Below are 24500 nucleotides of genomic sequence, written 5' to 3' on the forward strand. Positions count from 1 at the left end.
AAGCGTTATAGCGTCACAGCTGCATCACCGCATCACTACATCTGTGCAAGGCGCTGGCAGGCAGACTGGATGGCCTCGTCAGTAGCGGTGGCGGAGAATCGCAGGTATGCAGGGGCGCCGTAGAACTCGCCAGGGCTTGGAATAATGCCGATTTTCGCCAGCTCAGCCATATCCGCCCAGCAATCGCCTGACTTGGCCTTGACCCACACATACAATGCTCCAGCAGGCATGCGCACGCTATAGCCGTATGCCTTCAACGCCTCTACCAGTGCAGCCAAACGGTTGCGATAACGAGTCCATTGCTGGTGCACGGCGGCAGTATCACGCAAACCAGCAGCCATTGCCGCCTGCACGGGGCCAGGAATAATCTCGCCGATTTGCTTGCGATATTCGCTCATCTCTCGCACCAGACGGTAATCGCCAGCAATCAATGCCGTGCGATAGCCAGCCATGTTGGACTGCTTCGAGAGCGAGTACAGCACCAGAATGCCATCTGCCGAACCTTCGCAGACCTGCGGGCTCAGGGCGCATGGTGTGGCAGACAAGGTGAATGCACGATCTGCTGCTGCCGGTTCGTTGTTTTCCGGTTCAGCAGCAGATGAGCGTGCCGAACGCCAGTCCATCAGCGCATAGCATTCGTCGGATAGCACTGTTGCGCCAATACGACGAGCGGCAGCCACAATTTCCGCCAGCCAATCCGCGCTAATCACTTCGCCGGTCGGGTTGCACGGCGAATTTACCCAGATTGCCTTGACATTCGGCACATTGGCCCAAGAATCAACGTCAGTAACATCATCGACTTTAAGAACAGTCGCGCCGGCAAGCTGCGTGCCGATTTCGTAAGTCGGGTATGAGACGCGTGGCTGCACCACCACGTCGCCTGGCCCCAAATGTAGCAAGCTGGCCATTAACGCCACAGCTTCCTTGGAGCCGACGGTCGGCACTGCCGCGGCATTAATGGTTTTAAGATTCACGCCGCGCATGCTACGGAACCAAGTGTCAATAGCTTCTTTGAGATCTGCTGTGCCGGCAGTCACCGGGTAGCCATGTGCGTTCGCAGCATCTGCGGAAGCAATAAGAGCCTGTTGCACACTGGCAGGCACTGGGTCCACAGGAGAACCAACCGAAAGATCGATCATGCCCCCTGGCACGGCCTTGGCTGTGGTTTTGTAGCCGGCGATGCGAGACCAATCGTACGGGGAGGAATATGCGTGGAAGCCCATGAGAACCCTTTCTTCAATATGTTCCTAAGATACGACGAACCCCCGGCCTATCAGGCCGGGGGTTCGAGATGTGTCGTGAGGCTCCCCTCAGTCAACTCTGTTGACAGCTCCTCTCGCAGAGGGAAACCGGGAGCCAAAGGAAAACAAAATCACTGATTCTGCGGAGGCAGGGCAGCTACCTGCTCAGGATCCTTACCGATGGGGCCGTTGGCGGAAGCACCACCCAAATCGCCCACTTCAGCGAAGAAGCTCACAGCAGCGTCCTTGTACCAAGCCCACTCCTCCGGCAGATCATCCTCGTAGAAGATGGCTTCAGTGGGGCAGACCGGCTCGCATGCGCCGCAGTCAACGCATTCGTTCGGATTGATGTACAGGGAACGGGAGCCCTCATAAATGCAATCGACCGGGCACTCGTCCACACAAGCCTTGTCTTTGACGTCCACGCAAGGCTGAGCAACAACGTATGGCATGGAATCCTCCTTGAAAATAACGCTGTGTCAATTCTAGGCTCGCGGCCGGACTCGTTGACACAGCGTTAGTTTAAGGTTCAGGCGTCAGCCACGTCAGCCGTTGATGGCCTTGTCGGTTTCGTCGGAGAGCTTGTCAGTCAAGTCCCCAGTGCCGAGACGTGCGTGCCAGTATCCGTAGCCGAAGTAGATGGCGAAGCCCACCACAAGCCACACAATGAAACGGATCCAAGTGAGCACAGTGAGGTTCAGCATAAGCCACAGGTTTGCCAGACCAATCAGAATCGGCACCCACGGGTTGCCCGGAATCTTGAAGGCACGCGGCAGGTCAGGGCGCTTCTTACGCATGATCGGAATGGAGATGGCCACCAGCGTGAAGGCGGAGAGCGTACCGATGTTCACCATGTCGGAGAGCACGCCGATATCAAACAGGGCGGCGACCAGGGCCACCACAATGCCCACAGCGATCTGCAGGCCAGCCGGAGTGCCGTGCTTGCCGGTCTTGGACAGGCTGCGCGGCAGCAAACCGTCGCGGCTCATAGCAAAGACAATACGAGTCAGGCCGAGCAGCAGCACCATCACCACGGTGGCAAGGCCGAGCACAATACCGAAGCTGATAATCTTGGCAGCCCAGTTAGCGCCTACGAGCTCGAAGGCGGTGGCCAGAGACGGGCTGTCTTGCTTGGCGAGATCCTTGTACGACACCATACCGGTGGTCACAATGGCCACGAGCATGTACATCACAATGATCAAAGCCATGCCCACGCCGATGCCGAGCGGCACGTTCTTGTGCGGGTTCTTGGTTTCCTCAGAAGCAGTGGCCACCACGTCGAAGCCAATGAATGCGAAGAACACGAGGGCCGCACCAGACAGAATGCCAGGCACACCATAAATAGAAGGCACCATGCCAGTGGCCCACTGCCACAGCGGCTGACCCATCACACCGGAAACAGCGGCAGAGCTTTCCACGCTGGAAGCTGGTTCAGCCGGCGGAATGAACGGCGTGAAGTTGGAAGCCTTCACATAGAAGAAGCCTACAATCACCACGAAGAACACAATGGCAATCTTGAGCACAGTCATCGCACCATCCACGCGCGCACCAATCTTGGTGCCGAACACCAGCAACGTGGTGAAGAATGCCACGATGATAATCGGCGCTATATCAACGTGGAATGAGCCGATGGTCAGATTAGTGTTGGCATTCCAACCCATCAAACGCATGAAATCATTGAGGTAGACGCCCCAATACTTGGAAATCACGGAACCTGCCATCAGCATTTCCAGAATCAAATCCCAGCCGATAATCCAGGCCATGAGCTCACCCACTGTGGTGTAGGTGAAGGTGTAAGCAGAGCCTGCCACTGGAATCATCGAAGCAAACTCGGCATAGCACATCACTGCAGCGCCGCAGACGATGCCTGCAATCAGGAAGCTGATGATCACGGCCGGACCCGCGTGGAAGGCAGCTGCCTGCGCGCCCACGGAGAAGATGCCGGCGCCCACGGCGACGGCCACGCCCATAATAGACAGATCCCACCAAGTCAGGTTGCGCTTGAGCTTGCGGCCCTCTTCACCTGTTTCGGCAATGGTCTGTTCGACGGATTTCGTACGGAACAGTTGCATAAAGCCTTCTCTTTTCTCTCGGTAGCGCACCTGGAGCACGCAAAAAACATCGAGAATCGAGTATAGAAGAGGCCGTGTGACTTGTCTATTACCTTGTTGGCAACTTCCGCTTCTTATGCGCCAAGTACGCCCACGCAAACCGGCTCAGGAACCAGTTCGACACCGAATGCGTCACGCACGCGCTGCTGCACGGTACGCGCCAGTTGTTCGATATCTTCAGCGGTTGCCTTCCCTCGATTGGTTAATGCCAATGTGTGCTGGGTAGAGAGGCTGGCCGCCGCATTAGCTTCGATTGCGAACCCCTTATGGCATCCGGCATGGTCGATAAGCCATGCTGCGGAAGTCTTGATTCCGGGTTCACCGTTCGGCAGCACGGCATTGAATCGTGGCGCGTCCTCAGGAAAGTTCGATGCCTGTTCCGCAGTAAGAATCGGATTCATAAAGAATGATCCGCAACTGTGACGATTGTAGTCGGGAGCCGGCAAGCCATCGCTATCAAGAGCGATGCCAGCAGCATCATTGATTGCTGCCAGACGCTGCAAATCAGCCAGGATATTGGCTTCACGCTTAGCATGCGTCATGACCGGCAATGCGTAACGCGTGGGATCCTCGAGCATGCCTTTGGCCGCACGAACCTTGAGTACAGCTTCACGAATATCCTTGGTAGCCATGCGATCGCCGACTTCAACGCCGAGGGCCTTAGCAAGCTGACCATAGCCGACTGTGCCCTGCGCGCTGTGAGTCAGCGCGAATGTGACTGAAAGCACTACGTAGCGTGGGGTTGGGAAGAATTCTGCAGCAGGTTTGCCTGGAGCAGCGTACATGCTGGCTTTGAGCGCGGAGTATCGGTAGCCGAAGTGGAGATCTTCAGGCGTCAGATCTTGTGTGGTTTTGGTTTTGCGATCCCAAACTTCCACCGACTCTACTGAGGTGGCCACTTCCTGGCCGTATGCACCAATGTTCTGTACCACGGAAGCGCCAACTGTTCCAGGAATGCCAGACAGTCCTTCCACGCCTTCGAGTCCGATTTCAACGGTGAAAGCCACGAAATCATCCCAATTGGCACCCGCTTCAGCATTCACGTGCACGGTGCGGTCTTCGCCTTCTACAGGTGCGGCTTCATCCGGTACGGTGATGAGACGACGAGCGTCACGTACCACCACGCCGTTGAACGGCTTATCCGAGATAAGCATGTTGGAGCCGCCGCCGATCACCACCAACGGCAGGCCTTTGGAGTCAGCGTCTTCCACGGCCTCAATCAAGCCGACTCGCGTAGTCGGTTCTACGAAATGAGCGATTTCGCCGCCCACGCCCATAGTGGTGATATCTGCAAAGCTAGTCATGGTTCTCTATCCTACTGGTGCCGGAGGCATTTGCCGCTCAGCGCATAACAAAAAACCCGACCGGTAAGGGTCGGGTTTGAAGCTTAATGCTATGCGATCAACGAGTCTCGCGATGCACGGTCTGCTTGCCGCAGCGCGGGCAGAACTTCTTGAGCTCAAGACGATCTGGGGTGTTACGACGGTTCTTGGTCGTAATGTAGTTGCGCTCCTTGCACTCGGTGCAGGCCAGCGTGATGCCCGGACGGATGTCGGCGCTCTTAGCCATTCTCATTCACCTCTGTGTTACTAGGTATAATAAGCGCCCACCGGTTAGCGGGCGCAATTGTAGCGAGGAAGAGGCTCGAACTCTTGACCTTACGATTATGAGTCGTACGCTCTAGCCAGCTGAGCTACCCCGCCAGAGAGCCCCGAGTGAGAATTGGACTCACGACCTCTTCCTTACCAAGGAAGTGCTCTACCACTGAGCTATCGGGGCGTGGCGGATAGTGGATTCGAACCACTGAAGCACGAAGCGGCTGATTTACAGTCAGCTCCCTTTGACCGCTTGGGAAATCCGCCAGTCTGTTTCCCGCTGCGGTGTTTGACCTCAACAGGCAACTCGGATATATAAACACATCTGGCGGACGCACGCAACTCTGGAGTGGGTTTCGGCGTGTCGCGCAGCTCCCCTCAGAGAGGGGAGCCAGATTCTTTGCTTCTCTCCCTCAGTCAGCTTCGCTGACAGCTCCCTCATCAGAGGGAGCCGGAAAACCGAGCTGTCCGTCTCACGGCTCGGTCCCATCAGAGGGGGCACAGAGAGGGTTAGAAACCGAGGTCTTTGAGCTTGGCGCAGACGTCGATGACCAGATCGTTGGCTTCGGCCTCGCCGATGGAGATGCGAATGCCTTCGCCGGAGAATACGCGCGTCGACAAGCCTGCTGCCAGGAACTGGGCTGCGGCTTCGTCCGTCTTCTCCCCCAGCGGCAGCCAGAAGAAGTTGGCATACGGCTCCGGGAATTCCCAACCCTGATCCTTCAGTGCGGCAACCACACGGTTACGCTCGGAAATAATCGACTTCACTCGATCGGTCAGTTCATCGTAAGCATCCAGGCTGGCGAGCGCGGCAGTCTGCGCCACATCGGTCACGCCGAAGGGCAGCGCCACCTTGCGCATACCGTCAATCACATCCTCAGGAGCGATGCCATAGCCGATACGCAGACCTGCCAGGCCATATGCCTTGGAGAAGGTGTGTGCCACCACCACGTTCGGGAATTCACGGAACAGGTCCATGGCCACCGAGGTGTCGGCATCCGTGTTGAACTGGAAGTAAGCTTCGTCGAACAGCACCAGCACGTCGGACGGAATGGCTTCCATCAGTCGATGAGCATCTTCGGCCGCCACGGAAGTAGAGGTCGGGTTGTTCGGATTGTTGACAATCACCAGGCGAGTCTTCTCATTGACGGCGTTGATCAGTCCGTCGATATCATGAGAGCCGTCCGGCAGATTCGGCACTTGCACGCTGGTGGCACCCGCACCGGCCACAATAATCGGATATGCCTCGAAGCTGCGCCACGGGTAGACGACCTCGTCACCGGGGCCGGCCACTAGCTGCACCAGCTGAGTGATGACCTCAGTGGAGCCGCAGCCCAACACAATGTTCTCCGGCTTGACGCCGATTTCCTCAGCCAGACGTTCCACCACGGCCCAGCCGCGCATATCCGGGTAACGGTTCAGATGCGGCAGCGCGTGATCTTCAATAGCCTTGACCACGCTGGGCAGCGGGTCGAATGCGTTCTCGTTGCTGGAAATTTTGAAGGAGCGCTGACCCTCAACCTTGGGGGCCGGCTTTCCCTGCTTGTAGGAGGGGATGGTATCAATAATGCTGCGATGTTTGAAACTCATGGCCCTATCCTATACCGTTTTTCTTATACAGCGCTCAAAAAGCACGAATTCAAGCGGTTTTGGAGTGATTAGCCATACTTGCGCATCACGGTTGGCCGCTGGCATGCTAGGCACATGACTTCAGATCTTGTACATCACGGCCAATCCTTCGACGATAAGCCGCTCGGCTTCGGTACACTCTCCATTCATCTCGGCAACGGTGTTGACGCAGAAACCGGCGCAATCCGCCGCCCTATAACGCTTGCTAACGCCTACGCCCTGCCTTATGACCCTTCAGATATCAATTGGTCCAGCTCGGACGTGAACCTCTACACCCGTAACGGCCACCCAAATCAGCGGTACCTTGAAGAAAAGCTGGCCCGTTTGGAAGGCGCCGAAGACGCGGTAGTGCTGGCTTCCGGCGTGGCCGCGCTTTCCGCCACGTTCACCACGTTCCTTAATCGCGGCGATCATGCGATTTTCTCTGACACCACGTATATCGCCGCATATCGTCTGCTGAACCAGATTCTGCCGGAAAAGTACGGTATCGAGACCTCGATTGTGGACACTTCGGATCCGCAGAACGTGGCCGATGCCCTGCGCCCGAACACCAAATTGGTGCATATCGAGACGCCGGCGAACCCTACGCTGAAGGTGTCGGATATCAAGGCGATTGCCGATTTGGTGCATGAGCATGGCGAGCGGACCGGTACCGAGACGCTGGTCAGTGTGGATAACACGTTTAACACACCGTACAATGTGCGCCCGCTCGACTTGGGCGCGGATATCGTCATCGAATCGCTCACCAAATACATCAATGGCCATGGCGATGCACTCGGCGGTGTAATCGCCACTACTAAGGCACGCACTGACGAGATTCGCTTCACCGCGCAAGTGAACTTCGGCGGCATTATTTCGCCATTCAATGCTTGGCTGATTAACCGCGGTTCAGTGACGCTGCCGTTGCGTATCCGTCAACATAATGCGTCCGCGCTGGCTGTGGCCAAGCATTTGGAGTCGATTCCCGCGGTTCGTTTTGTGGCGTATCCGGGATTGGAATCGCACCCGCATCATGATGTAGCGGTGAGCCAGCTTGCCCGCCCGGATTCCGGCTTCGGCGGCGTGCTTTCGTTTGGCTTGGATACCGACCATGACGGACATAATCGGTTTGTTTCCAAACTCAATGTGATTACGTCAGCGGTGTCGCTCGGCCATGATGAAAGCCTTATTGTGTTCCTCGGCGAAGATGACGAACGCCAGTATCTGTATCCGCCGGAGTTCCACCGCGGCTTCTTCCGTTTGGCCATCGGCTTGGAGGATACCGATGATTTGATTCGCGATATCGATCACGCGCTCGCAGAAGCCGGATTTGCAGGCTGAGCTCCTCTGAAATGGAATCGGCCGCAGGCCGATTCTGTTTTTTCCACGGCCTGCGGCCGTTCTTCTACTACCCCTCAGTCCCGCTTCGCGGGCCAGCTCCCCTGGCAAGGGGAGCCAAATGAAGGTGCCATCAGTCGCCGGCTTCTCTGACAAGGGGAGCCGTAAGGGGTTCGGGGGTGCCGCCGAAGGCTTGGGCGGTGGCGTTGCGCGCGGCGCGGCGCGCAATATCAGCCCAAGCGGGGTATTGCGTGGCGATTCGTTGCGCGATATCCATATCGGTGTCGGTGGGCTTTGGTCGAGGGCGCAATTTAGCGGATACGCGAATCTCCCGCCATATAGCCTTCCAAGCCCGAGCCGCGAGCGCCAAATCATCCGGATGAGCTTTGGCTCGAGCAACAATATGCTTCACTCGTCGGCGACGCAGCCAACGCCACAGGTGAGGTGTTCCAGCACCAATGCCTGCGAGCGCCAGCGCAACGGCAATCGCCACAAGTACTCTCACCCACATCGGCCATGCCAAGAATCCTGCTGAGACCCGGTTCCACCAGTTCGAAGAACCATCAGCTGCCGCAGTAGTGTCAGCAGTCTGCTGATTATTGGCATTGTCAGATTTCTTATCAGCAGAATCATTCTGAGCGGAACTATTATTCGAGGATTCCTCAGACTGGCTGGTATCCGGACTAATAGTTGTCACTAGATCATTAGCATCATTGGAAGAATCAGCAGTGTTCGAGCTGCTCGCAGTATCGGAAGATGCCGAACCATTTTCCTCAGTGGCCGGCGTCACATCGAACGGAACCCAGCCCACACCATCCAAATACGCTTCAGTCCAAGCGTGCAACTGCTTGGACTGCACAGCAAAGAACCCGTCTTTGTTACGTTCCTCCACACCAGCGTTGTAGCCAAGCACAATGCGCGTGGGCACGCCCAGCGCGCGGCCAAGTACCGCCAATGCGGACGCGTAATGCTGGCAGTAGCCGGAATGCCCGCCATCATCCACGGAAGCGAGGAAATTATTGATGACTTCCAGATTGTCTCGCCCATCACCATCCGGAGCATCCAACGAATAAGTGAACTTATTGTCCGGATTGGTGAAGTATTCCACAAGCCAGCGCATCGCACGCACCTGATCGTCATAGCTTGCGCCCTTGGTCGGGATGCCAGCCGCTTTGGCCTGATTGATGACCGCACGGACGTTGGTGGGCAGCTGTGAAGGCAGCGACGTGTACCGTTCGGCATGCGCACGTTTGTCACTGCGCTCAACGTATTCTCTGAGTCGATCGGAGAACGGGGAGCTGGCATCAGTATCGCTCCCCTGCATCATCGTGTAGCCGGACAAATCAAAGTCGTTTTGCTCCAGCACAGCTATGGCCTGGCTCGCCCACAAATCCTGGCCGTAGAACGTGGCAATGCCGCCCTCCATGGTCTGATTATTGGATTGGGATTGGGCCGAAGCGGGGAATGCCAGTACAAGCCTGTTCCCAGTGCCTACGCCGATCACATAATCGTCTCGGCCGAAGCCAAGCTGATTGACAACAGTATCGTCGAAAATGATGCCGCCAGGCATGGAGATACGCTCCCCATCGCTGGTTTGTGTCTCACCGCCAGCGCCGCTAATTTTGCCGAGATGCCAGCCTGACGGGCCAGTAACGCTGTTGTCGCTGCCTATAGTGGCATTGATAATCAGCATATCGTCGCGGATTTCACCCAGTCCAGTATCTGTGAGATTGCTACGAGCCTGATACCAGGCCTTCTTTTCCGCTTCTCCAGCCACAGATCGATCACTGATCAGACTGTCTTTGGCGGCCACGATAGTGGAAAGCTCGCTGAAACCATTCGAGTTGGTGATTGGATCGATATACGACCCGTATGCCATGTATTCGGTGTCGGCGGATGTGCCAGCCGTACGGTTATATACCGTACCGTCCTGGTACATGAGCCAATCGTCGCCAGCGCCTTCTATATAGCTTGCCATGCCGGGAACGGGCAGGAATCGGGATTTGAGAGTGCTGATGCGCACATTGGCATTCATCATGAACTGTTCAAGTGTGTTCGAAGTAGCGGTGGCCACTATATAGCCGTCATAGCCGAGCACGTACATATACATGCTCAGCGGGCTCATACCGCGGCGCTGCTCGCGGGTCAGCTCGTCTTCGCTGTTACGACCAAGCTGGATGCCGGAACCGTATAGGCCGGCGTCCAGCGCGAGTTCACGATCATAGCCCCAGGAGTCGCCGTCGAAATTATCCAGCGTGGTCAGGCGCAGGTACGTGCGTTTGTATGCCTGGTAAGTAAGCACTGTGGTGTCTGAACCAGAGGTGATGTTTCGCTTCAGGTCAATCATCGGGCTGACGGTGTTCGATGTGAACATACCGCCACCTTCACCTATGGATAGTGGCACCCGATATGCCAGAGCCGCAGCCGGTGCGGTAAGCGGCAACGTGATGATTACAGCAAGCATGGCGGCGATTGCAGGGGTTGCGGCAAGAACAGCAGCACGCGGGTTCTGTATACGTACAGGCCAAGTGATGTTTATGCGCTTAAGCGTGTGCGCGCGAGACGCTCGACTGAGCAAATTCGCGCGAGATGTGCGCGTACGTTCAGGATGAGCCGCCCATAGCAGCCACGGGAATGCAACAATGCTCAACGCGATAGCCCACAATGGGGCCGTGTGACCGGCTAACGCATAATCCGCAGCGAGCGCGGACACCGGGAGAACCGCTATCACCGGGATAATAACTCGGCGAACAGGCTCCACAATGGTAAACAGGCGGAGGATGATTGCCGTTGCAGCGACTAACGCGATTACGAATAAATCAGCATGACCAGTGACCTTAAGCGGCGGCAATTGAAGGTTCAGTGTTTCAAAACCACTCTCGCATGTGGACACATAGAGTCTCCACGAATCCACAAGATTTGAGAAGGGGCTCCCTGATGTCCAGATTGCCGCAAGCGAAGTCCGCAGATGAATTGCAGACAGAATGCCCACTGCTAATACCGTCGCGGATACGAATGCAGCATATCGAATCAGCGAGCGCTTCATATTTATACTCGGAATTGCTGCGCTGATTGAGAAAACGGCGAACACCGCTGCGGCGAACGCGATCCACATGCCATCGGGGTCAATAAGGCCCGAAAGAGCGTAAAGGGTAATGAAAAAGGAAATGAACAGCGGGAGGCAGCCCCTCGTACGCAAGATAGCCTCGGTTGAAAGCGCTTTCTTGGGGGTGAACTTCGTTACAAGGGGCTGTACCGCGGTAACATCCCCCTTCATCAGCGACGCATTTTCCAAAATGTCGCACACGAGGACCTTCGTCGGCCCTTCGATGAGCCCCAAACGCGTTATGTCTACAACGTTGCTTTCCGGACGAACGGCCGCCAGGAATCGTTCAGCCTCGCCGGTCCCTTCATGCATGTGCGTGCCATCCGTAACGATAATGCGCTGCGAACGGTTCGCATGCCGAACAATGGGCAATAGCGTTGCCACCTGTACGTCGAGCTGGGTTTCGCTCACATCTGTATTCACTACAAGCACCAGTGTCGAGCGCGTATCACGGCCAGTTTCGCGGGTCATCAACTCACCACGGCGAGCTGTGTGCTTCCATGAAATAAGTTTTAGCGGATCGCCCGGCGTATAGGCACGTATACCGCCAGACTGCTCGTTCTGACTCAGTCCGGCTTTGCGTGCATCCCCAGCCATGTCGTTGACACTGTTTGCAGAATCAACCTCCGGCAAAATCAGCGTCTCATCCGTAGAGGGAACGATCTTTGTTGCCGAGAACAATCCCAATGGAGCTTGCCACCGCACAGCTTCGCTCACCATCACGTATCTGCCACGGCGATCGTAAGGAGGATCCCCAGCAAAACGAGATACAACATGTCCATGATGATCTCGTTGTTCAAACTGCGGGGTATGACGAGAACCACCGATGGCAATACTGCCAAACCATTGCAGCACTATCATCACCAGTGCACACAGCAGCACTACGGCGATGGCTATGGTGGCGTCCATCAGTGTGCGATCATCCAGCAGTAAGCCGCCAAAACAGCATCCGGCACCCACTGCCAGCAGAACCAGCCCACCAATAGTTGGCCTAATCAATCCGTGACGGCGGAATCGCTTTCCTCTCATCATTGCTGACCTTGTTGCAGTCAATCGGACATCACACGCGAGGCACAGCGGTGTTCGCCACGATATCAGCGATAATGCTGCGCGCACGGCTCAAATCCGTTGAGCCAAATCCAGCATCTTCCAGCACAAGACGATGCGCGAGCACTGGCGATGCTAATACTTGTACATCGTCTGGCAGCACATAATCACGCCCGTCGATGAACGCGCGAGCCCTCGCCATGGCAGCCAAATGCAAGCTGGCGCGCGGCGAAGCACCAAAGCGTACATCGTCACGCGTTCTAGTGGCACGGGCCAATGCCACGATATAGTTGGCTACCGTATCGGCAATAGTGACATCGCGCACAGCATCGCGAATCGCATTGGCTTCTTCAGCGCTGCAGATCTGATGTACGCGTTCAAGAGGATTGGACCAATCAGCGGAAGTAAGCATGGCCGCCTCTGCTTTGGCGGATGGGTACCCGAAACTCGTGCAGGCCATAAAACGGTCGAGCTGGGCTTCCGGCAACGGGTACGTGCCCTCAAGTTCGATGGGGTTTTGAGTGGCGATAACGAAATATGGGGTGGGAAGCGGGTGGCTTATGCCGTCAACGCTGACCTGCCCCTCGTTCATGGCCTCCAACATGGCCGATTGGGTTTTGGGATTAGCGCGATTGATCTCATCGGCTATGACGATATTGGTGAACAAGGGGCCAGGATGGAATTCGAAGGCCTTGGAATCCTGCGAATAGATGCTGACGCCGGTTAAATCGCTGGGCAGCAGGTCGGGAGTGAATTGGATGCGGCTCGCTTTGCCGCCGATAGTCTGGCTCATGGCACGAGCCAATGTGGTTTTGCCCACGCCCGGCACGTCCTCAAGCAGCAAATGGCCACCGGCCGCAAAGGTAGTGACGACCAGATCGATTACCTCACGCGAGCTGGATAATGCGGATTCCAGCGCATCGGCAATATGAGTAAGCGTATCTGCAGTGGCGTTCATCACAGCCTCTTCCATAGGGACCCCAATCCAAACCCAGTGTATGCGTCGAGTTACCACGAACTCAACTACGTCGCGCACATATGCTGCCATGCATATCAGGCATAGCTGAACGTTTGGTGGGAAATTTTCTGCGGTCCTGCTGCGCGGTTCGGCTCCCCTGCCATTAACTCCCCTCAGTCATCTACGATGACAGCTCCCCTCAGAGAGGGGAGCCGGAGAGGCGAACAAATAAAAAATCCCGACTGCTCGTGGAGAACAGTCGGGATGTAAGAAGTTCGCTACGCGATTACTCAGCCGAGGATGGCCAGCACGTCGCGGGCGCCGATGATGAGGTAATCCTCACCCTCGTAGTGCACTTCGGTGCCGCCGTACTTGGAGTACAGCACCTTGTCGCCAACCTTGACGTCCATCGGGATACGCTCGCCCTTGTCGTCACGACGGCCCGGGCCAACGGCCAGCACTTCACCCTGCTGCGGCTTCTCCTTGGCGTTGTCCGGAATGTACAGGCCGGATGCGGTCTGGGTCTGGGCTTCTGCCTGCTTGACGATGATCTTGTCTTCCAACGGTGTGAGCTTAATCGACACTGTGGGTCACCTCGTATCTGCTTGTAGTTCAGTTCGATAATGCCGCGCCAGAACGCCTCAAGAGGCTGACGATCACTTGCGTTGTCCCTTTGCGCTAGAACACATGGTAGCGCGATTGTTAGCACTCTGCCAACTCGAGTGCTAACGCTGTGAGAGAAAAATCAATCAGACGGTCAGTTGCCGCGGCGGGCCAGAATGGAATCAAGCCCAACGCTCAGCGATTCTGAAGTTGCTGCAGGAGCTTCGACTTCAGCATGTGCCTCACGCTCGCTGAAGGATTCCTGAGCTTCTTCTTGAGTCTTATCAGCAACCTCAACCGGCTGTTTTTCTTCGCTTTGAGCATCACTGGAAGTCTGGGCCGTAGCCTTCACCTTGGCCGCAGCCTGAGCATCATCAGCAGCCTTCACCTCACGAGCCTCATTAATCAGCTTGTCGGCGACTTCAGGAGCCACAGGTTCAGCCTTGGACACCTGACGAGTGGACTTGATTTCCAGGCTCTCGGGAGCATTGCCTTCATTACGAGGTTCGCCCAACGAGAAGGAGATGAGATCCTGAGAAGTGGCCATGTCGAAAACATCCAAAGCGCGAGCAGGCTTAACGGAAGCAAGCTCGGATGTGGCATCAGCAGCCTCGGCATCACGTTCATCACGAACCGTAAGCGACGGCTTCACCTTAGCCTGTTCGCCACCTTCGTTGCCAGCCTGTGCCGTAGAAGCTTGCTCGGTCTTATGCTCTGCAACTGCATCATTCTTCGAGGTCTCGCCAGCCTCCGCCTTCAACTGTGCTGCAGCATCACGGGCTGCTTTGGCTTTGGCCTGCTCGATTTCCGCCGCACGCAGTGCACGGCGAATCTGACGCTGCTCCATAACTTCAGTGGACACCTCATCGGTGGCATTCTGGCTTGACGATGCAGTATTCTTGCTGGCTTCAGCAGGTTCAGTCTCAGTCGCAGCAATTTGAGTCGATTCTGCAGCAGCCTTCTGCTGCTGGCGCTTAGCCAACTGAGCAGAACGACGGCGTGCCTGCTCGTAACGATGTACCTTACGTTCCCATTCACGGGCCTGGCGCGCAGCATTAGCACCCAAAGCCAGTACCACAACAGTCAAAGCAAACGGAATCAGGGCGAACAGCAGGCTGAAGTGCCATACAAACGAAAGCACTGCCACCACGACCGTTACAGCGAGCAATACACCGACCAGAATCTGACGACGCTTGATGGACTGCTTGCGCAGCTCACGCACATGTGCAATATGCGCCGGTGTCAGTTTTGCTGACGTTGTAGATGCTGGCATTGCTGCCCCTTTCGCCTCACGCGGCTTGACATCGCCAAATCGCCTGCCGTCCTCCGCTTCTACTATGCGTAGCGAAGGCGAGTAGCGATCCTGCCGGTGTTCGGCTGCACGCTTCATACCGTTGGCCGTACGCGCGGGCAGCCATACGGCAATCACAATCACCGCGATCACCAGCACGATAATGGTGCTTAATGACTCGTAACCCATAGAGTTAAGAATAGGAGACACCCCGACGAAGTTGGGGGTTACTCGCCGGGCGTGTCGGACGATGAACGCGATTGCAGCAGACGCGCCGAGAATCCAGGGCCAGCATCTTCGGCCAATAAGGCGAACGTAACATGGTCTCGCCAATGACCATTCACATACATATACCGCTCACGAAGCCCCTCATGGTGAGCTCCTACTTTACGTACCACCGCTAGCGAGCGCGCATTATCAGGCAAAATCGCAATCTCCAGCCGGTGCAGTGCCGGACCGAATGGGTCGGTAAGCGCCCAGTCCGCAAGCATGGATAAGGCCATTGGCGCAAAACCGCGACCGGCATAGCGCTGATCGACCCAGTACCCCACTACTCCAGTGCGCATAGCTCCATATGAGATAGCACCAAGAGAGATCTGACCCACAATACGCATCTGATATTCAATGGCGAACAAGGCACCCGAACCATGCTGCTCATTGCGGCGCATACGCTGCACCCATTGGTTGAAGGTAATTGCCCCAGAGTGCATCGGGTCTCCCGATTCCCATGGCGCCAACCATTCATTGTTGCGCCAACGCACTTCATTCCAAGCTTCCTCATCATCCATGGTCAGAGGACGCAGAACAATAGGAAAACCGGGATAGCTCAAACGGGGCATACGAATCTGATTATCCGGTCTGAGCGCCTCTTTTATGGACTGGAAAACTGACACGGCCTTTATTCTAGCCGTGCTAGGTTGTGCGATATGAGCGATGTAGAGATGGCGGACATGGATACTCACAATGCCGGCAACAAGGCGGCGCTGCGGCATACTGCCTTGGCTCGGCGAAAGCTCACATCACGTGACGAGCGTAGTGCGGCAGGGCAGCAACTGGTTCAGGCCATACCGGACTCTTTGGCGCAGCATATGCAGCCGAAAACTGTTGTGGCAGCGTATGTGTCGATGGGTACTGAGATTGAAACTCGTCCTTTACTGAGCTGGCTGTTGAAACGGCAGTGCACTGTATTGGTTCCAAATCTTGGAACGGGATTGGATATTGGCTGGAGTGTGCTGACTTCCATGGATGCCTTGCATGCGGTCGATGGGCATGGTCATCTGCGCCCAGATGAATCCGACGGTACCGTATTGCCGCCTGACGCGTTAGCTCAGGCTGATGTTGTGTTCGCTCCAGCTCTCGGCGTTGATTCGCGCGGCTATCGCCTTGGGCGCGGGGCGGGCTGGTATGACCGCGCTTTGGGCTCACGCAAAGACGGATGCCCGTTGATTGCCGTGTGCTGGCCGTGGGAGGTTTCAGAAGTCGACTTGCCCGCCGAGGAGCACGATGTTCCTGCGGACGCGGTATTGACGCCTGATACTTGGTTATCTCTGAATGAACTGTCATGGCAATGACTAGGATATGAACGGTTGCTTGGCACGGTATTGGACCGTGCAGAAAAATACTTGTGTGGAGGATTCCGTTGCCTACTTATCATTACCGCTGCAAGAACTGCGGATACGATTTCACTGAACAGCAGTCATTCTCTGATGACCCTATTACCGTGTGCCCGAAGTGCTCTGAAGAGCAGGTGCACAAGGTGTATTCTGCCGTGCCGATTGAGTTCAAGGGTCATGGCTTCTACCGTACGGATAAGTCTTCCAAGTAGTAGAGCGTAGTGAACTTTTAGCATCCGCATTTATATATGTGGATAACTTGGCAAGCTAGAACCACATAGGTCGGTTGGGCTTGCTTAGGTAACGATATTCAGGTCACCATGGATTCATGGTGACCTTTTCTGTTTTGGCAAAGCTCGGACTTCCACCGACTGGCTCATTGAAGTACCGCAGATGGATGCATGTGTTGCATCGAACTGCCGTTGCCTTATGCGTAGGGCTCGCAGTGTTGTTTGGGCTAGAAGCTGTGCTGAGGCACATTGCCACAGTACCGGTTGTGGTGGCGTCAGAGCATATTGCACGCGGCAACACTATTCAATCTGACAATGTAGCAATACGGTTCTTTCCCTCATCAGCCGTGAGTTCTTCGATGATCAGTTCGATTGATGATGTAGCAGGGCGCATCGCATATGTCGAAATAGAAAGTAGTGATCCCATACTGACACATATGGCTCGGGACGCTCCTGTGGTACCGAAAGGTACCACAGTGGTGGAAGTACGATTATTCAGCTCCGTTAATGAGCTGATGGTTGGAGACAGCGTGCAGTTGGTATCCGCTTGGGGATGTGATGCCAAAGCTGACAATGACGACTATGACGGCTGTGTGCTCGCCGAGAATGCTCTGGTGATGGAAATCAGTATGACTGCTGATACACCATATGGTGAAGAACGGCATTCTGTGTCGTTTGCAATGAAGCCTGATGCCGCCATGCACATTATGCAACTGCAAGAAGCCGGCGCCATCATAGCAGTAATGCAGTGAGCGTGGTTGAGGTTGACTACCCCTCAGTCCCGCTTCGCGGTCCAGCTCGTCCTGCAATTACGGACAAACTTCGTTTGCATTTTACTGGCGAGACTGTCGTCTCGCACATTGCCTACAAACAGCTCTGCTGTCTGTTTTCACGGCAATGTCCTGACAAGGGGAGCCAATTGGGGGGGCACTGGGGTGTGCTCAACGCTTTTCGTTGAACACAGCCCAGTGAGGCGGCAACTCGCCTAGGATGCGATTGTCGTCGTCTGCTTGGCGTTGCTGAGCGGTTTGCATGTCTCCGGGTTCAAGCTTGACGCCATCAGCATCAAACCGCTCAGTACCTTTCATCACCACGCGCTTGTGCTTACGCGGCGTACGCCTCGTTGCCGAATATTCAGCCATTGCTATTGGACCTCACGGTACATGTCGCTGATACGAGCCACGATGCGATCGACTTCCTTATCCGGGTTGACGAATGCAGCCACGCTCCAGACGGTCATAACGTTCCAGCCTAAAGACATCAAATCCTGGCTGCTCAAACGATGACGTCTACGCGTGGATTGCACAGACATGAAGTTCGCATCATCGGTTTCCACCGCGAGCGCGAACGGCTTGTCTTTAAGACCCACAACGAGAGGAATCTTTACGCCCTTATCGAAGCCGTAATTCACCGCTGCATCAAGTCCACGCGCACGCAAACGATCAGCAATGTCGTTGAACAATACATTGTCTCCAACCGCAGTGCGCACTGGCAGCACCGGACGATCGTCAAGCTGGCTGACCCAGCTCAACACGGTCTTCAGGAACTTCGGACCAGCTTGATGCAGACGCTCATCATCCATATCTTCCGGACCAAAAGCGGACACGATATCCAAGTTGCGATCAGCCAATGCCAGAGCATCGAGCAGCATGCCGCGTCCGCCATCGTTTTCAAGCACACCGAACTGCTGCAGCAAGCGTCCATGAACGGTTTTGGCATAGCACATGGAAAGAATCACATCAGTGGCCTGAGTGCCGGCAACATCGCGCAAAGGAACCAGACGAACATGGCGCAAGAATCGGCCCATTGGCTTGTTCTTAGAGGCCAGCGACTTTAATTCAGCGCCCAAACGAGTGCGGAACACGTCGGTCAACACCACAACCGCGAGAATGTAGCGCGATGGCACCACAGTGAAGCTGGCAGCACGCTCGGTAATAATGCGCACTACTTCTTCGATTTCCTGCTGGCTTGATTCCACCAAACCAGTAGTCATCACAGGCACACCATTGGCTTCGATGCGGTGGAATCGCACCATACCGGTTGCCGGTTCGGTAGCCACATCGTAATCCACCGAACCGTAGCCTTCAGATTCAAGGAATGCGGCAAGACGCGGAGCACGGCAGGATGGCTGAGATGCGATCTCAACGTGGGGCAGCATACCAATCAATTCCTTGACTGATTCGCTGGTCACCGTTGCGCAATGGCCAATAACCACCACTTGATGCACACGACTCAAGATTGACAGCAGTTCAATCGAGGGGATATGCGCGCAAGCGTCGATAATAGCCACATCGGCAAGCACACCGGGCTCGGTCAGTGCCGCCAAAGTGCCAGGAGCAGCCACAAGGATAGGCTTGGCGGCAGCCAGAATCTCCGGATGATCCCGGCGAATACGGCTGAGCGTCACATTCGTGCGGCCAGCAAGCACAGTGTGCAACTGGTTGGCTTCCTGCGTGCGGGAGAAGAGCATATCGCACAGTCGGCGCATGGATTCCTGTGCCACCATCGGACCAACAGAACGCACATGCTCAACATCCACCTGAATAAAACGATCGGATGCGGTTTGCAGTGCAGAACCATCCTGATTCGAGATGATTGCCGAAGAATGGACAATGTCATCGAACACCGTGGTCCACCAGGCGAGCTGCAGTTCGCCGCGCACCTGATCGACGCCCACATGGCGAATAGTCAAATCGTTGACAAGCTCAGTAAGGCCCACTGCGGCAAGCTCCTGCTCCAAACGGCAGCGCTCAGGCAGCATATCCAAAGCCTTACGATCGTCCAGCAATGACTTCAACCGTTCTTCAACGGTATTGAAGTCCGCGGTCTCCAGATTGCCGCCTATTGGCGTGGTCGCCAGAACGGTATCCAACGAGGTCATATTGCCGAGGAGACCATCCAGCGTAGTGATAATGTCATCCAACTTGGTAGGCAGCACCGGCCAGCCGCCGTGAGGCACAAACTGGCGCCACTGTTCACCTTGCTTGGCCACTACCTTCAAAGCTTCGTGCAGGTCTTCCACCTGAGCACCGACACGCAGCAGCGACTTGGCTTCCTTGATATGACGACGGCGCTCCCAGAAGCCCATCGCCGTACCTTCGGCCTTGCGCTGCGCCTTAGACATGGTGGCTTCAATCATCGAATCCACGTCACGTTCGAAGATTTCCGGCTGGAATACATCCAGCACGCGCCTCAAATTCTTGAGTACGGTAACCTGACGTTCCCATTCGCGCGTAGTGGTCGGAATGGGGAAACCGCAGGTCTGCACTGTACGAGTCACCTGCTCGCGAGTGGCTGGCAAGTAGCGGCGCAGCAAATCATCTACACGCTGGTACGCGTCAATAGCCTGATCTTCAGTAGTCAGATTAGCCTTATACCAAGCAGTGTCCTTGGGGCTAATCGTAAATTCGCCAAGCTCGCCAGCACGTTCCAGCTTGCTAATCCATGCTTCCATATCGCCGCCAACGGTGAGCGCGCTTTGTTCGCGAAGCCTCACATGGGTGGCAGGATGCGTAGGAAGTACGGAAATACGAGCCAGATTTTGGATTGTCTCGTATGCGGAAACATTCCACTTCTCATTCACACCGTGAAGGTCACCCAGATAGCGGGTCAGGCGAGAACGGACGCCTACAAGCTCATCCGCAAGCTGATCGAATCGCTGGGTGGCAACTCCCGGCTGGAATCCGACGGCAGAAATAAGCTGGCGGTCAATAACAGCATTGGCATGCTCATCAGCCACATCAAGCAGTTGAGCCTTCAGCTCATTGGCAGATGCAGCTTGCATGAAGCGACGCTTCTGCTCAGTGACGCCTGGCACATACAACACAGAGCGACCACTCATCAAGCAGCGGGAAGCAATAGCCACAGATTGCTCAGCAGCCCCCTTGGGGAAGGCGCCATCCACGACGATGCTATGGCCTGCAGCGGCAAGAGATGCAGCATACCGCACGGTATTATCCACATCGCCAACCTCGAATTCAGAATGCGGGTCGGAATCGAAGGGGCTGTATTGCGGCGGGTTCGTATCCTTCAATGAAGCGCGAGCGCTCTCATCGCCAGCAAGTGCATCAAGCAGCACGTTACCGGTAGCACCGTTTTCCAACTGATCAATAATCTGCTGGCTTTCGGCAACAATCAGTGCCGAAGGATCCATGAAGCAACCGACTACAATGTGGCGCTCAATAGCAAAGTCAGAAATATAATCGCGAGCCTCAGCGGTAATGCGAGCGAACATGGCAGAGGTTTCCGGAGTACCGCTCTCATAGCTGGAGCCGTCAAACAGGGAATCCTCGTCAAGATATACGCGCTGTTCACGCAGCACGTTCACAAACGCGCTGTTCAGCGTGACTCGGCCAGCGAATTGGATAGTCGGCGCAGAGCCTTCCTTAGGCACGAACACAGTAACCGGGTAGAGCAACACCGGCAGCGCATTGCCCTTCCACGTGGCTACACCCACGGCCATGGAGAGTTCCGCCACGCCTGCAATGCGGCGCTTGGCGGTCTGATCATCCAAAACGCGCGTAAGATGGCGTTCCGCCGCCTTGAGCATGCCGGTATCGCGGAACAGCGAATCCAGACGCACATGGCCTGACGCAAAAAGCTGGGCAATGCCCGAAGGATGGGCATGAGTCATGTCCAGCTTGGCCACCAACTGGTTCACGTCCTCCAATGGCGAGGGAGCCAGCATGGCACGATATTTATCACGCCAGCCACGAATACGGTTCAGTCCCAGAGCAACCTTCATGGGCTGCCCTGATTCTGACGTCTGGGATGTAGCAGCATTAGCAACAGAATCCGGCATGTTCTCTGCACTCAATTCGGGAGTCTGCGTTTGAGTCATCTCTCGGCTCACTTTCCAACCGCTTCGCGGTATTCCTGATAGCCCTTGTTGTGGGCCAGAGCTTCGTCAATATCAGCTTCACCACGGGCGGCAAGCCAAGCATACATATCGTCGTACAGATACGGGTTCATAGCCAGGAACACCAACAGTTCTGTATGGCGTGCGATCTCGAACTGAAGAGAGAAGTCCTGTGTGGTCTTCGCATCGTTGGAGTTCAGTCCATCAACTTCAACTACCGGCTCCTGAGCCTTCAGCTCGCCCTTGGCCACGCGATCGAACACTGACCCCGGCTCGAATGCTGGCGTATACGTGCCAGTGGCATCAGCATAATCTGCACTGTCTTGAGACACTGCTGCGCCTGCGCTAGCGCCGTCCGCCGCAGATTCTTGGACTGGTTCGTTTGCACCAGACTGTTCTTCCATGGGTACGAATACCAATGACTGCGGTGTTTCTGCCGGCGATTCAGCCTGCGGCTGCGGCTCTGTATGAGTCGGTTCCTCAGTAGCAGCATCAGAGCTAGCCTCAGCGTTGCTTTCTTCTGCGGATTGCTCTTCAGCCGAGGAAGTTGCGGAAGCCACTGTTTCTTCGGCTTGGGTAGTTTCAACCGTTGCTTCAGTATCCTGTGCCTCAGCGGCCTGCGTATCGGCATTGGTCTCACCTTGAGCCACATCAGCCTGAGGTGATACTGCTTCAGGTACGGCAGCATCCGGCTGCGTCTCAGATACCTGCTGTGCCTCGGACGCCTGCGGTGTCTCGGATACCGGCTCATTCACGGCTGCCGTTTGTTCCGCGGCCTGCTGAGCAGATGGTTCAGTGGCAGTCTGCGATTCGCTCGGTGAAGCTGCAGCTACGACTGGTTGTTCAGCATGCACCGGACGGACAGGATGCGCAATAGCATCAACCGGCACCAAACCGGAGATACGTACGCCTGGACGCAGCGTCGTCTGCGGATGCGATGTATGTTGCGGCTGCTCAGGCAGTGCCACAGCTTCCATTGCTGCCTTAGCTTTGTTCTGCTCCTCATCTTTCTGCTGTTGAGCTTCTGCGTCGGCAAACAAATCACGCGGAAGAGCCGGCTCTTCCGTCTTGCGATCCAGCTGCACAATATTCAGGCTGCCCAGCTCAAGCTCATCGACCTTATGCTTGACGCTTGCCGCACTGAAAATAGCGGTAGGCTCACCTGCTCGCAAATCAAGAATATCGTCTACAGACATGTCAGCAGCATCTGGCTCCTGCGGTACGTCGGAAGGAGCATAGCCAAACAAATCCGGCACCGGCTGACTGTCATCACTGTCCACAGTATCGTCGATACGAATAAAATCAGCCGGTACATCACCGAACTGCATACGCATCGGGGAAGCTGGCAGCAGAAAATCTGCATTCGGAGGCAAGCGCAGCAAGTCTCCATTATCGCGCACTACATATGAGCCATTCGTAGATCCGAGGTCACGTATGCTGGCTGAACCGTTCTCCTTAACGGTTAGCAGAGCGTGACGCTTCGACATTGATTTAGTCTGATCTGCAACGTCCAAACGTGCATTGCCATCTGAAGCAAGAGGACGCAACGGTTTACGACCTATCTCCAAGCTATTGCCAGGCTTGACGCTGACCTGATCAACCCCATTGATCCGCACCGTCCACTCGCTCACCGTGACCGCCTTCCTAAACACACTACTGACCACATTACGTGCAATTGTGTCATCTTGTGCTGATTTTCCGCGAATTATCAGACGAAGAGTTGCTAAGTTTTCGTATTATGGCGATTCGCCGCCATACAATACGCGACTGCATGCCTGCAGGGCAAGAATGTAGCCGCACAAATACGGGAAACCCCGCAACCCGAAAAGTTCAGGTGCGGGGTTCCTTAAGCTAACGAAAGCTTGTGATATGCGGCTTATGCCGCCAAAATCACTTGAGCTCGACGGTAGCGCCAGCCTCTTCCAGCTGGGACTTAGCCTTCTCAGCGTCTTCCTTCTTGGCCTTCTCGAGGATAGCCTTCGGAGCGCCGTCAACCATAGCCTTAGCCTCAGCCAGGCCAGCGTTGGTGATGGCCTTGACAGCCTTGATGACCTGGATCTTCTTGTCGCCGACAGCGGTCAGGACGACGTCGAACTCGGTCTTCTCTTCTTCTTCAGCGCCAGCGCCCGGAGCAGCAACAGCGGCAACAGCAGCAACCGGAGCAGCAGCTTCGACGTCGAACTTCTCTTCGAAGGCCTTGACGAACTCGGAGAGCTCGACGAGGGTCATTTCACCAAAAGCTTCCAGGAGCTCTTCGTTGGTGTACTTAGCCATGATGGCTTCCTTTCATTCTGGCGGTGGTCTACGCGACTTGGTGGACGCACCGTCTCAATGTTTTGTTTGTTTTCCGAATTATTCATGCGGCAAGCCGCATGGAAATCAAGCTGCCTTTTCCTGCTTCTCGCGCAGAGCGTCGATAGTACGCACAGCCTTGGTCGGCAGAGCGACGAACAGGTACGCGGCCTTGGAGGTCGTGGCCTTGAGGTCGCCAGCAAACTTGGACAGGAGCTGCGGGCGAGACATCATGTCTGCCAGCTTCTTTGCACCCTCGCCGTCGTAGACGGTGCCATCGGCATAGCCGCCCGAGATAACGAGAGCCTTGTTGGTCTTGGCAAAGTCACGCAGGACCTTTGCAGCCTCAATGAAGTCGCCCTTCACGAAGGTGATGGCGGTCGGGCCCTTGAGCAGGTCGTCGAGACCCTCAATGCCCGCTTCCTTGGCGGCAATACGTGCCAGCGTGTTCTTAGCCACAGTGTAGGAAGTATCGCGGCCTAGCTTTTCGCGCAGTTCGGAAACCTGCGGAACGGTAAGCCCGCGGTACTCGGTCAGGTAGACAGCGTCAGCGTTACGGAACTGCTCCGTAAGCTGTGCGACCACCGCTTCCTTTTCGGGCCTCTTCAT

General features: G+C 55.7%; 20 protein-coding genes and 3 tRNA genes. 4 read left to right on the top strand and 19 right to left on the bottom strand.

Annotated elements, in window-relative coordinates; genetic code table 11:
- Positions 1 to 35: 35 nt before the first annotated feature.
- The 9 genes from dapC to AC1AY0_RS03120 all read right to left on the bottom strand — a co-directional run bounded on the left by dapC (position 36) and on the right by AC1AY0_RS03120 (position 6537).
- The gene (gene dapC, locus AC1AY0_RS03080) at positions 36 to 1223 is read right to left on the bottom strand and encodes a succinyldiaminopimelate transaminase (RefSeq protein WP_476522842.1); all 1188 of its coding nucleotides are present in this window, start codon (positions 1221 to 1223) and stop codon (positions 36 to 38) included.
- Between the two features lie 149 nt (positions 1224 to 1372).
- Positions 1373 to 1693 (bottom strand): ferredoxin, encoded by a 321-nt coding sequence (fdxA, locus tag AC1AY0_RS03085; protein ID WP_163232876.1) that lies wholly within the window; start codon positions 1691 to 1693, stop codon positions 1373 to 1375.
- 93 nt (positions 1694 to 1786) lie between these two features.
- Positions 1787 to 3313 carry an amino acid permease gene (locus AC1AY0_RS03090; RefSeq protein WP_476522844.1) on the bottom strand — a complete coding sequence of 509 codons (1527 nt, stop codon included), beginning with the start codon at positions 3311 to 3313 and terminating at the stop codon, positions 1787 to 1789.
- Positions 3314 to 3426: 113 nt separating this feature from the next.
- Entirely contained in the window at positions 3427 to 4656 is a 1230-nt protein-coding gene (locus AC1AY0_RS03095; RefSeq protein ID WP_476525791.1) for a UDP-N-acetylmuramate dehydrogenase, read from the bottom strand.
- A gap of 97 nt (positions 4657 to 4753) precedes the next feature.
- On the bottom strand, positions 4754 to 4921 hold the full coding sequence (rpmG, locus tag AC1AY0_RS03100; protein WP_007053013.1) for a 50S ribosomal protein L33: 168 nt from the start codon (positions 4919 to 4921) through the stop codon (positions 4754 to 4756).
- A gap of 60 nt (positions 4922 to 4981) precedes the next feature.
- Positions 4982 to 5055: transfer RNA gene (locus tag AC1AY0_RS03105), tRNA-Met, on the bottom strand.
- A 4-nt stretch (positions 5056 to 5059) separates the two neighbouring features.
- Positions 5060 to 5131 (bottom strand) — tRNA-Thr (locus tag AC1AY0_RS03110).
- Between the two features lies 1 nt (position 5132).
- A tRNA-Tyr gene (locus tag AC1AY0_RS03115) sits at positions 5133 to 5214 on the bottom strand.
- Between the two features lie 243 nt (positions 5215 to 5457).
- Positions 5458 to 6537, bottom strand: coding sequence for a histidinol-phosphate transaminase (locus AC1AY0_RS03120; RefSeq protein ID WP_476522846.1), 1080 nt, complete (start codon positions 6535 to 6537; stop codon positions 5458 to 5460).
- A 114-nt stretch (positions 6538 to 6651) separates the two neighbouring features.
- Between AC1AY0_RS03120 and AC1AY0_RS03125 the strand changes: the two genes are divergently transcribed.
- The gene (locus AC1AY0_RS03125; RefSeq protein WP_476522847.1) at positions 6652 to 7896 is read left to right on the top strand and encodes a trans-sulfuration enzyme family protein; all 1245 of its coding nucleotides are present in this window, start codon (positions 6652 to 6654) and stop codon (positions 7894 to 7896) included.
- Positions 7897 to 8026: 130 nt separating this feature from the next.
- On the opposite strand, the gene AC1AY0_RS03130 is transcribed toward AC1AY0_RS03125, so the two are convergent.
- The 5 genes from AC1AY0_RS03130 to AC1AY0_RS03150 all read right to left on the bottom strand — a co-directional run bounded on the left by AC1AY0_RS03130 (position 8027) and on the right by AC1AY0_RS03150 (position 15791).
- The gene (locus AC1AY0_RS03130) at positions 8027 to 12031 is read right to left on the bottom strand and encodes a transglutaminase domain-containing protein (RefSeq protein WP_476525793.1); all 4005 of its coding nucleotides are present in this window, start codon (positions 12029 to 12031) and stop codon (positions 8027 to 8029) included.
- A 28-nt stretch (positions 12032 to 12059) separates the two neighbouring features.
- Entirely contained in the window at positions 12060 to 13019 is a 960-nt protein-coding gene (locus AC1AY0_RS03135) for an AAA family ATPase (RefSeq protein ID WP_476522850.1), read from the bottom strand.
- Between the two features lie 275 nt (positions 13020 to 13294).
- Positions 13295 to 13588 carry a co-chaperone GroES gene (gene groES, locus AC1AY0_RS03140; protein ID WP_033890546.1) on the bottom strand — a complete coding sequence of 98 codons (294 nt, stop codon included), beginning with the start codon at positions 13586 to 13588 and terminating at the stop codon, positions 13295 to 13297.
- Positions 13589 to 13761: 173 nt separating this feature from the next.
- Positions 13762 to 15087: a magnesium transporter gene (locus tag AC1AY0_RS03145; protein ID WP_476522852.1), complete on the bottom strand. Its 1326-nt coding sequence runs from the start codon at positions 15085 to 15087 to the stop codon at positions 13762 to 13764.
- A gap of 38 nt (positions 15088 to 15125) precedes the next feature.
- On the bottom strand, positions 15126 to 15791 hold the full coding sequence (locus AC1AY0_RS03150; protein ID WP_476522853.1) for a GNAT family N-acetyltransferase: 666 nt from the start codon (positions 15789 to 15791) through the stop codon (positions 15126 to 15128).
- A gap of 33 nt (positions 15792 to 15824) precedes the next feature.
- Between AC1AY0_RS03150 and AC1AY0_RS03155 the strand changes: the two genes are divergently transcribed.
- The 3 genes from AC1AY0_RS03155 (at position 15825) to AC1AY0_RS03165 (ending at position 17493) form a co-directional block, all read left to right on the top strand.
- Positions 15825 to 16469, top strand: coding sequence for a 5-formyltetrahydrofolate cyclo-ligase (locus AC1AY0_RS03155; RefSeq protein WP_476525795.1), 645 nt, complete (start codon positions 15825 to 15827; stop codon positions 16467 to 16469).
- Between the two features lie 68 nt (positions 16470 to 16537).
- Positions 16538 to 16723, top strand: coding sequence for an FmdB family zinc ribbon protein (locus tag AC1AY0_RS03160; RefSeq protein ID WP_476525797.1), 186 nt, complete (start codon positions 16538 to 16540; stop codon positions 16721 to 16723).
- 116 nt (positions 16724 to 16839) lie between these two features.
- Positions 16840 to 17493, top strand: a complete 654-nt coding sequence (locus AC1AY0_RS03165; RefSeq protein WP_476525798.1) for a flagella basal body P-ring formation protein FlgA — start codon at positions 16840 to 16842, stop codon at positions 17491 to 17493.
- Positions 17494 to 17682: 189 nt separating this feature from the next.
- On the opposite strand, the gene AC1AY0_RS03170 is transcribed toward AC1AY0_RS03165, so the two are convergent.
- The 5 genes from AC1AY0_RS03170 to rplJ all read right to left on the bottom strand — a co-directional run bounded on the left by AC1AY0_RS03170 (position 17683) and on the right by rplJ (position 24500).
- On the bottom strand, positions 17683 to 17883 hold the full coding sequence (locus AC1AY0_RS03170) for a hypothetical protein (protein WP_476525800.1): 201 nt from the start codon (positions 17881 to 17883) through the stop codon (positions 17683 to 17685).
- A gap of 2 nt (positions 17884 to 17885) precedes the next feature.
- Complete coding sequence (locus AC1AY0_RS03175; protein ID WP_476525954.1) at positions 17886 to 21485, bottom strand: helicase; 3600 nt, start codon at positions 21483 to 21485, stop codon at positions 17886 to 17888.
- 104 nt (positions 21486 to 21589) lie between these two features.
- The gene (locus AC1AY0_RS03180; RefSeq protein WP_476525802.1) at positions 21590 to 23230 is read right to left on the bottom strand and encodes an FHA domain-containing protein; all 1641 of its coding nucleotides are present in this window, start codon (positions 23228 to 23230) and stop codon (positions 21590 to 21592) included.
- A 259-nt stretch (positions 23231 to 23489) separates the two neighbouring features.
- A complete protein-coding gene (gene rplL / locus AC1AY0_RS03185) occupies positions 23490 to 23873 on the bottom strand; it encodes a 50S ribosomal protein L7/L12 (RefSeq protein WP_476522861.1) in 384 nt (127 codons plus the stop codon).
- Between the two features lie 105 nt (positions 23874 to 23978).
- Entirely contained in the window at positions 23979 to 24500 is a 522-nt protein-coding gene (gene rplJ / locus AC1AY0_RS03190) for a 50S ribosomal protein L10 (RefSeq protein WP_476522862.1), read from the bottom strand.

It is taken from the genome of Bifidobacterium sp. LH_416 (genome assembly GCF_056357055.1).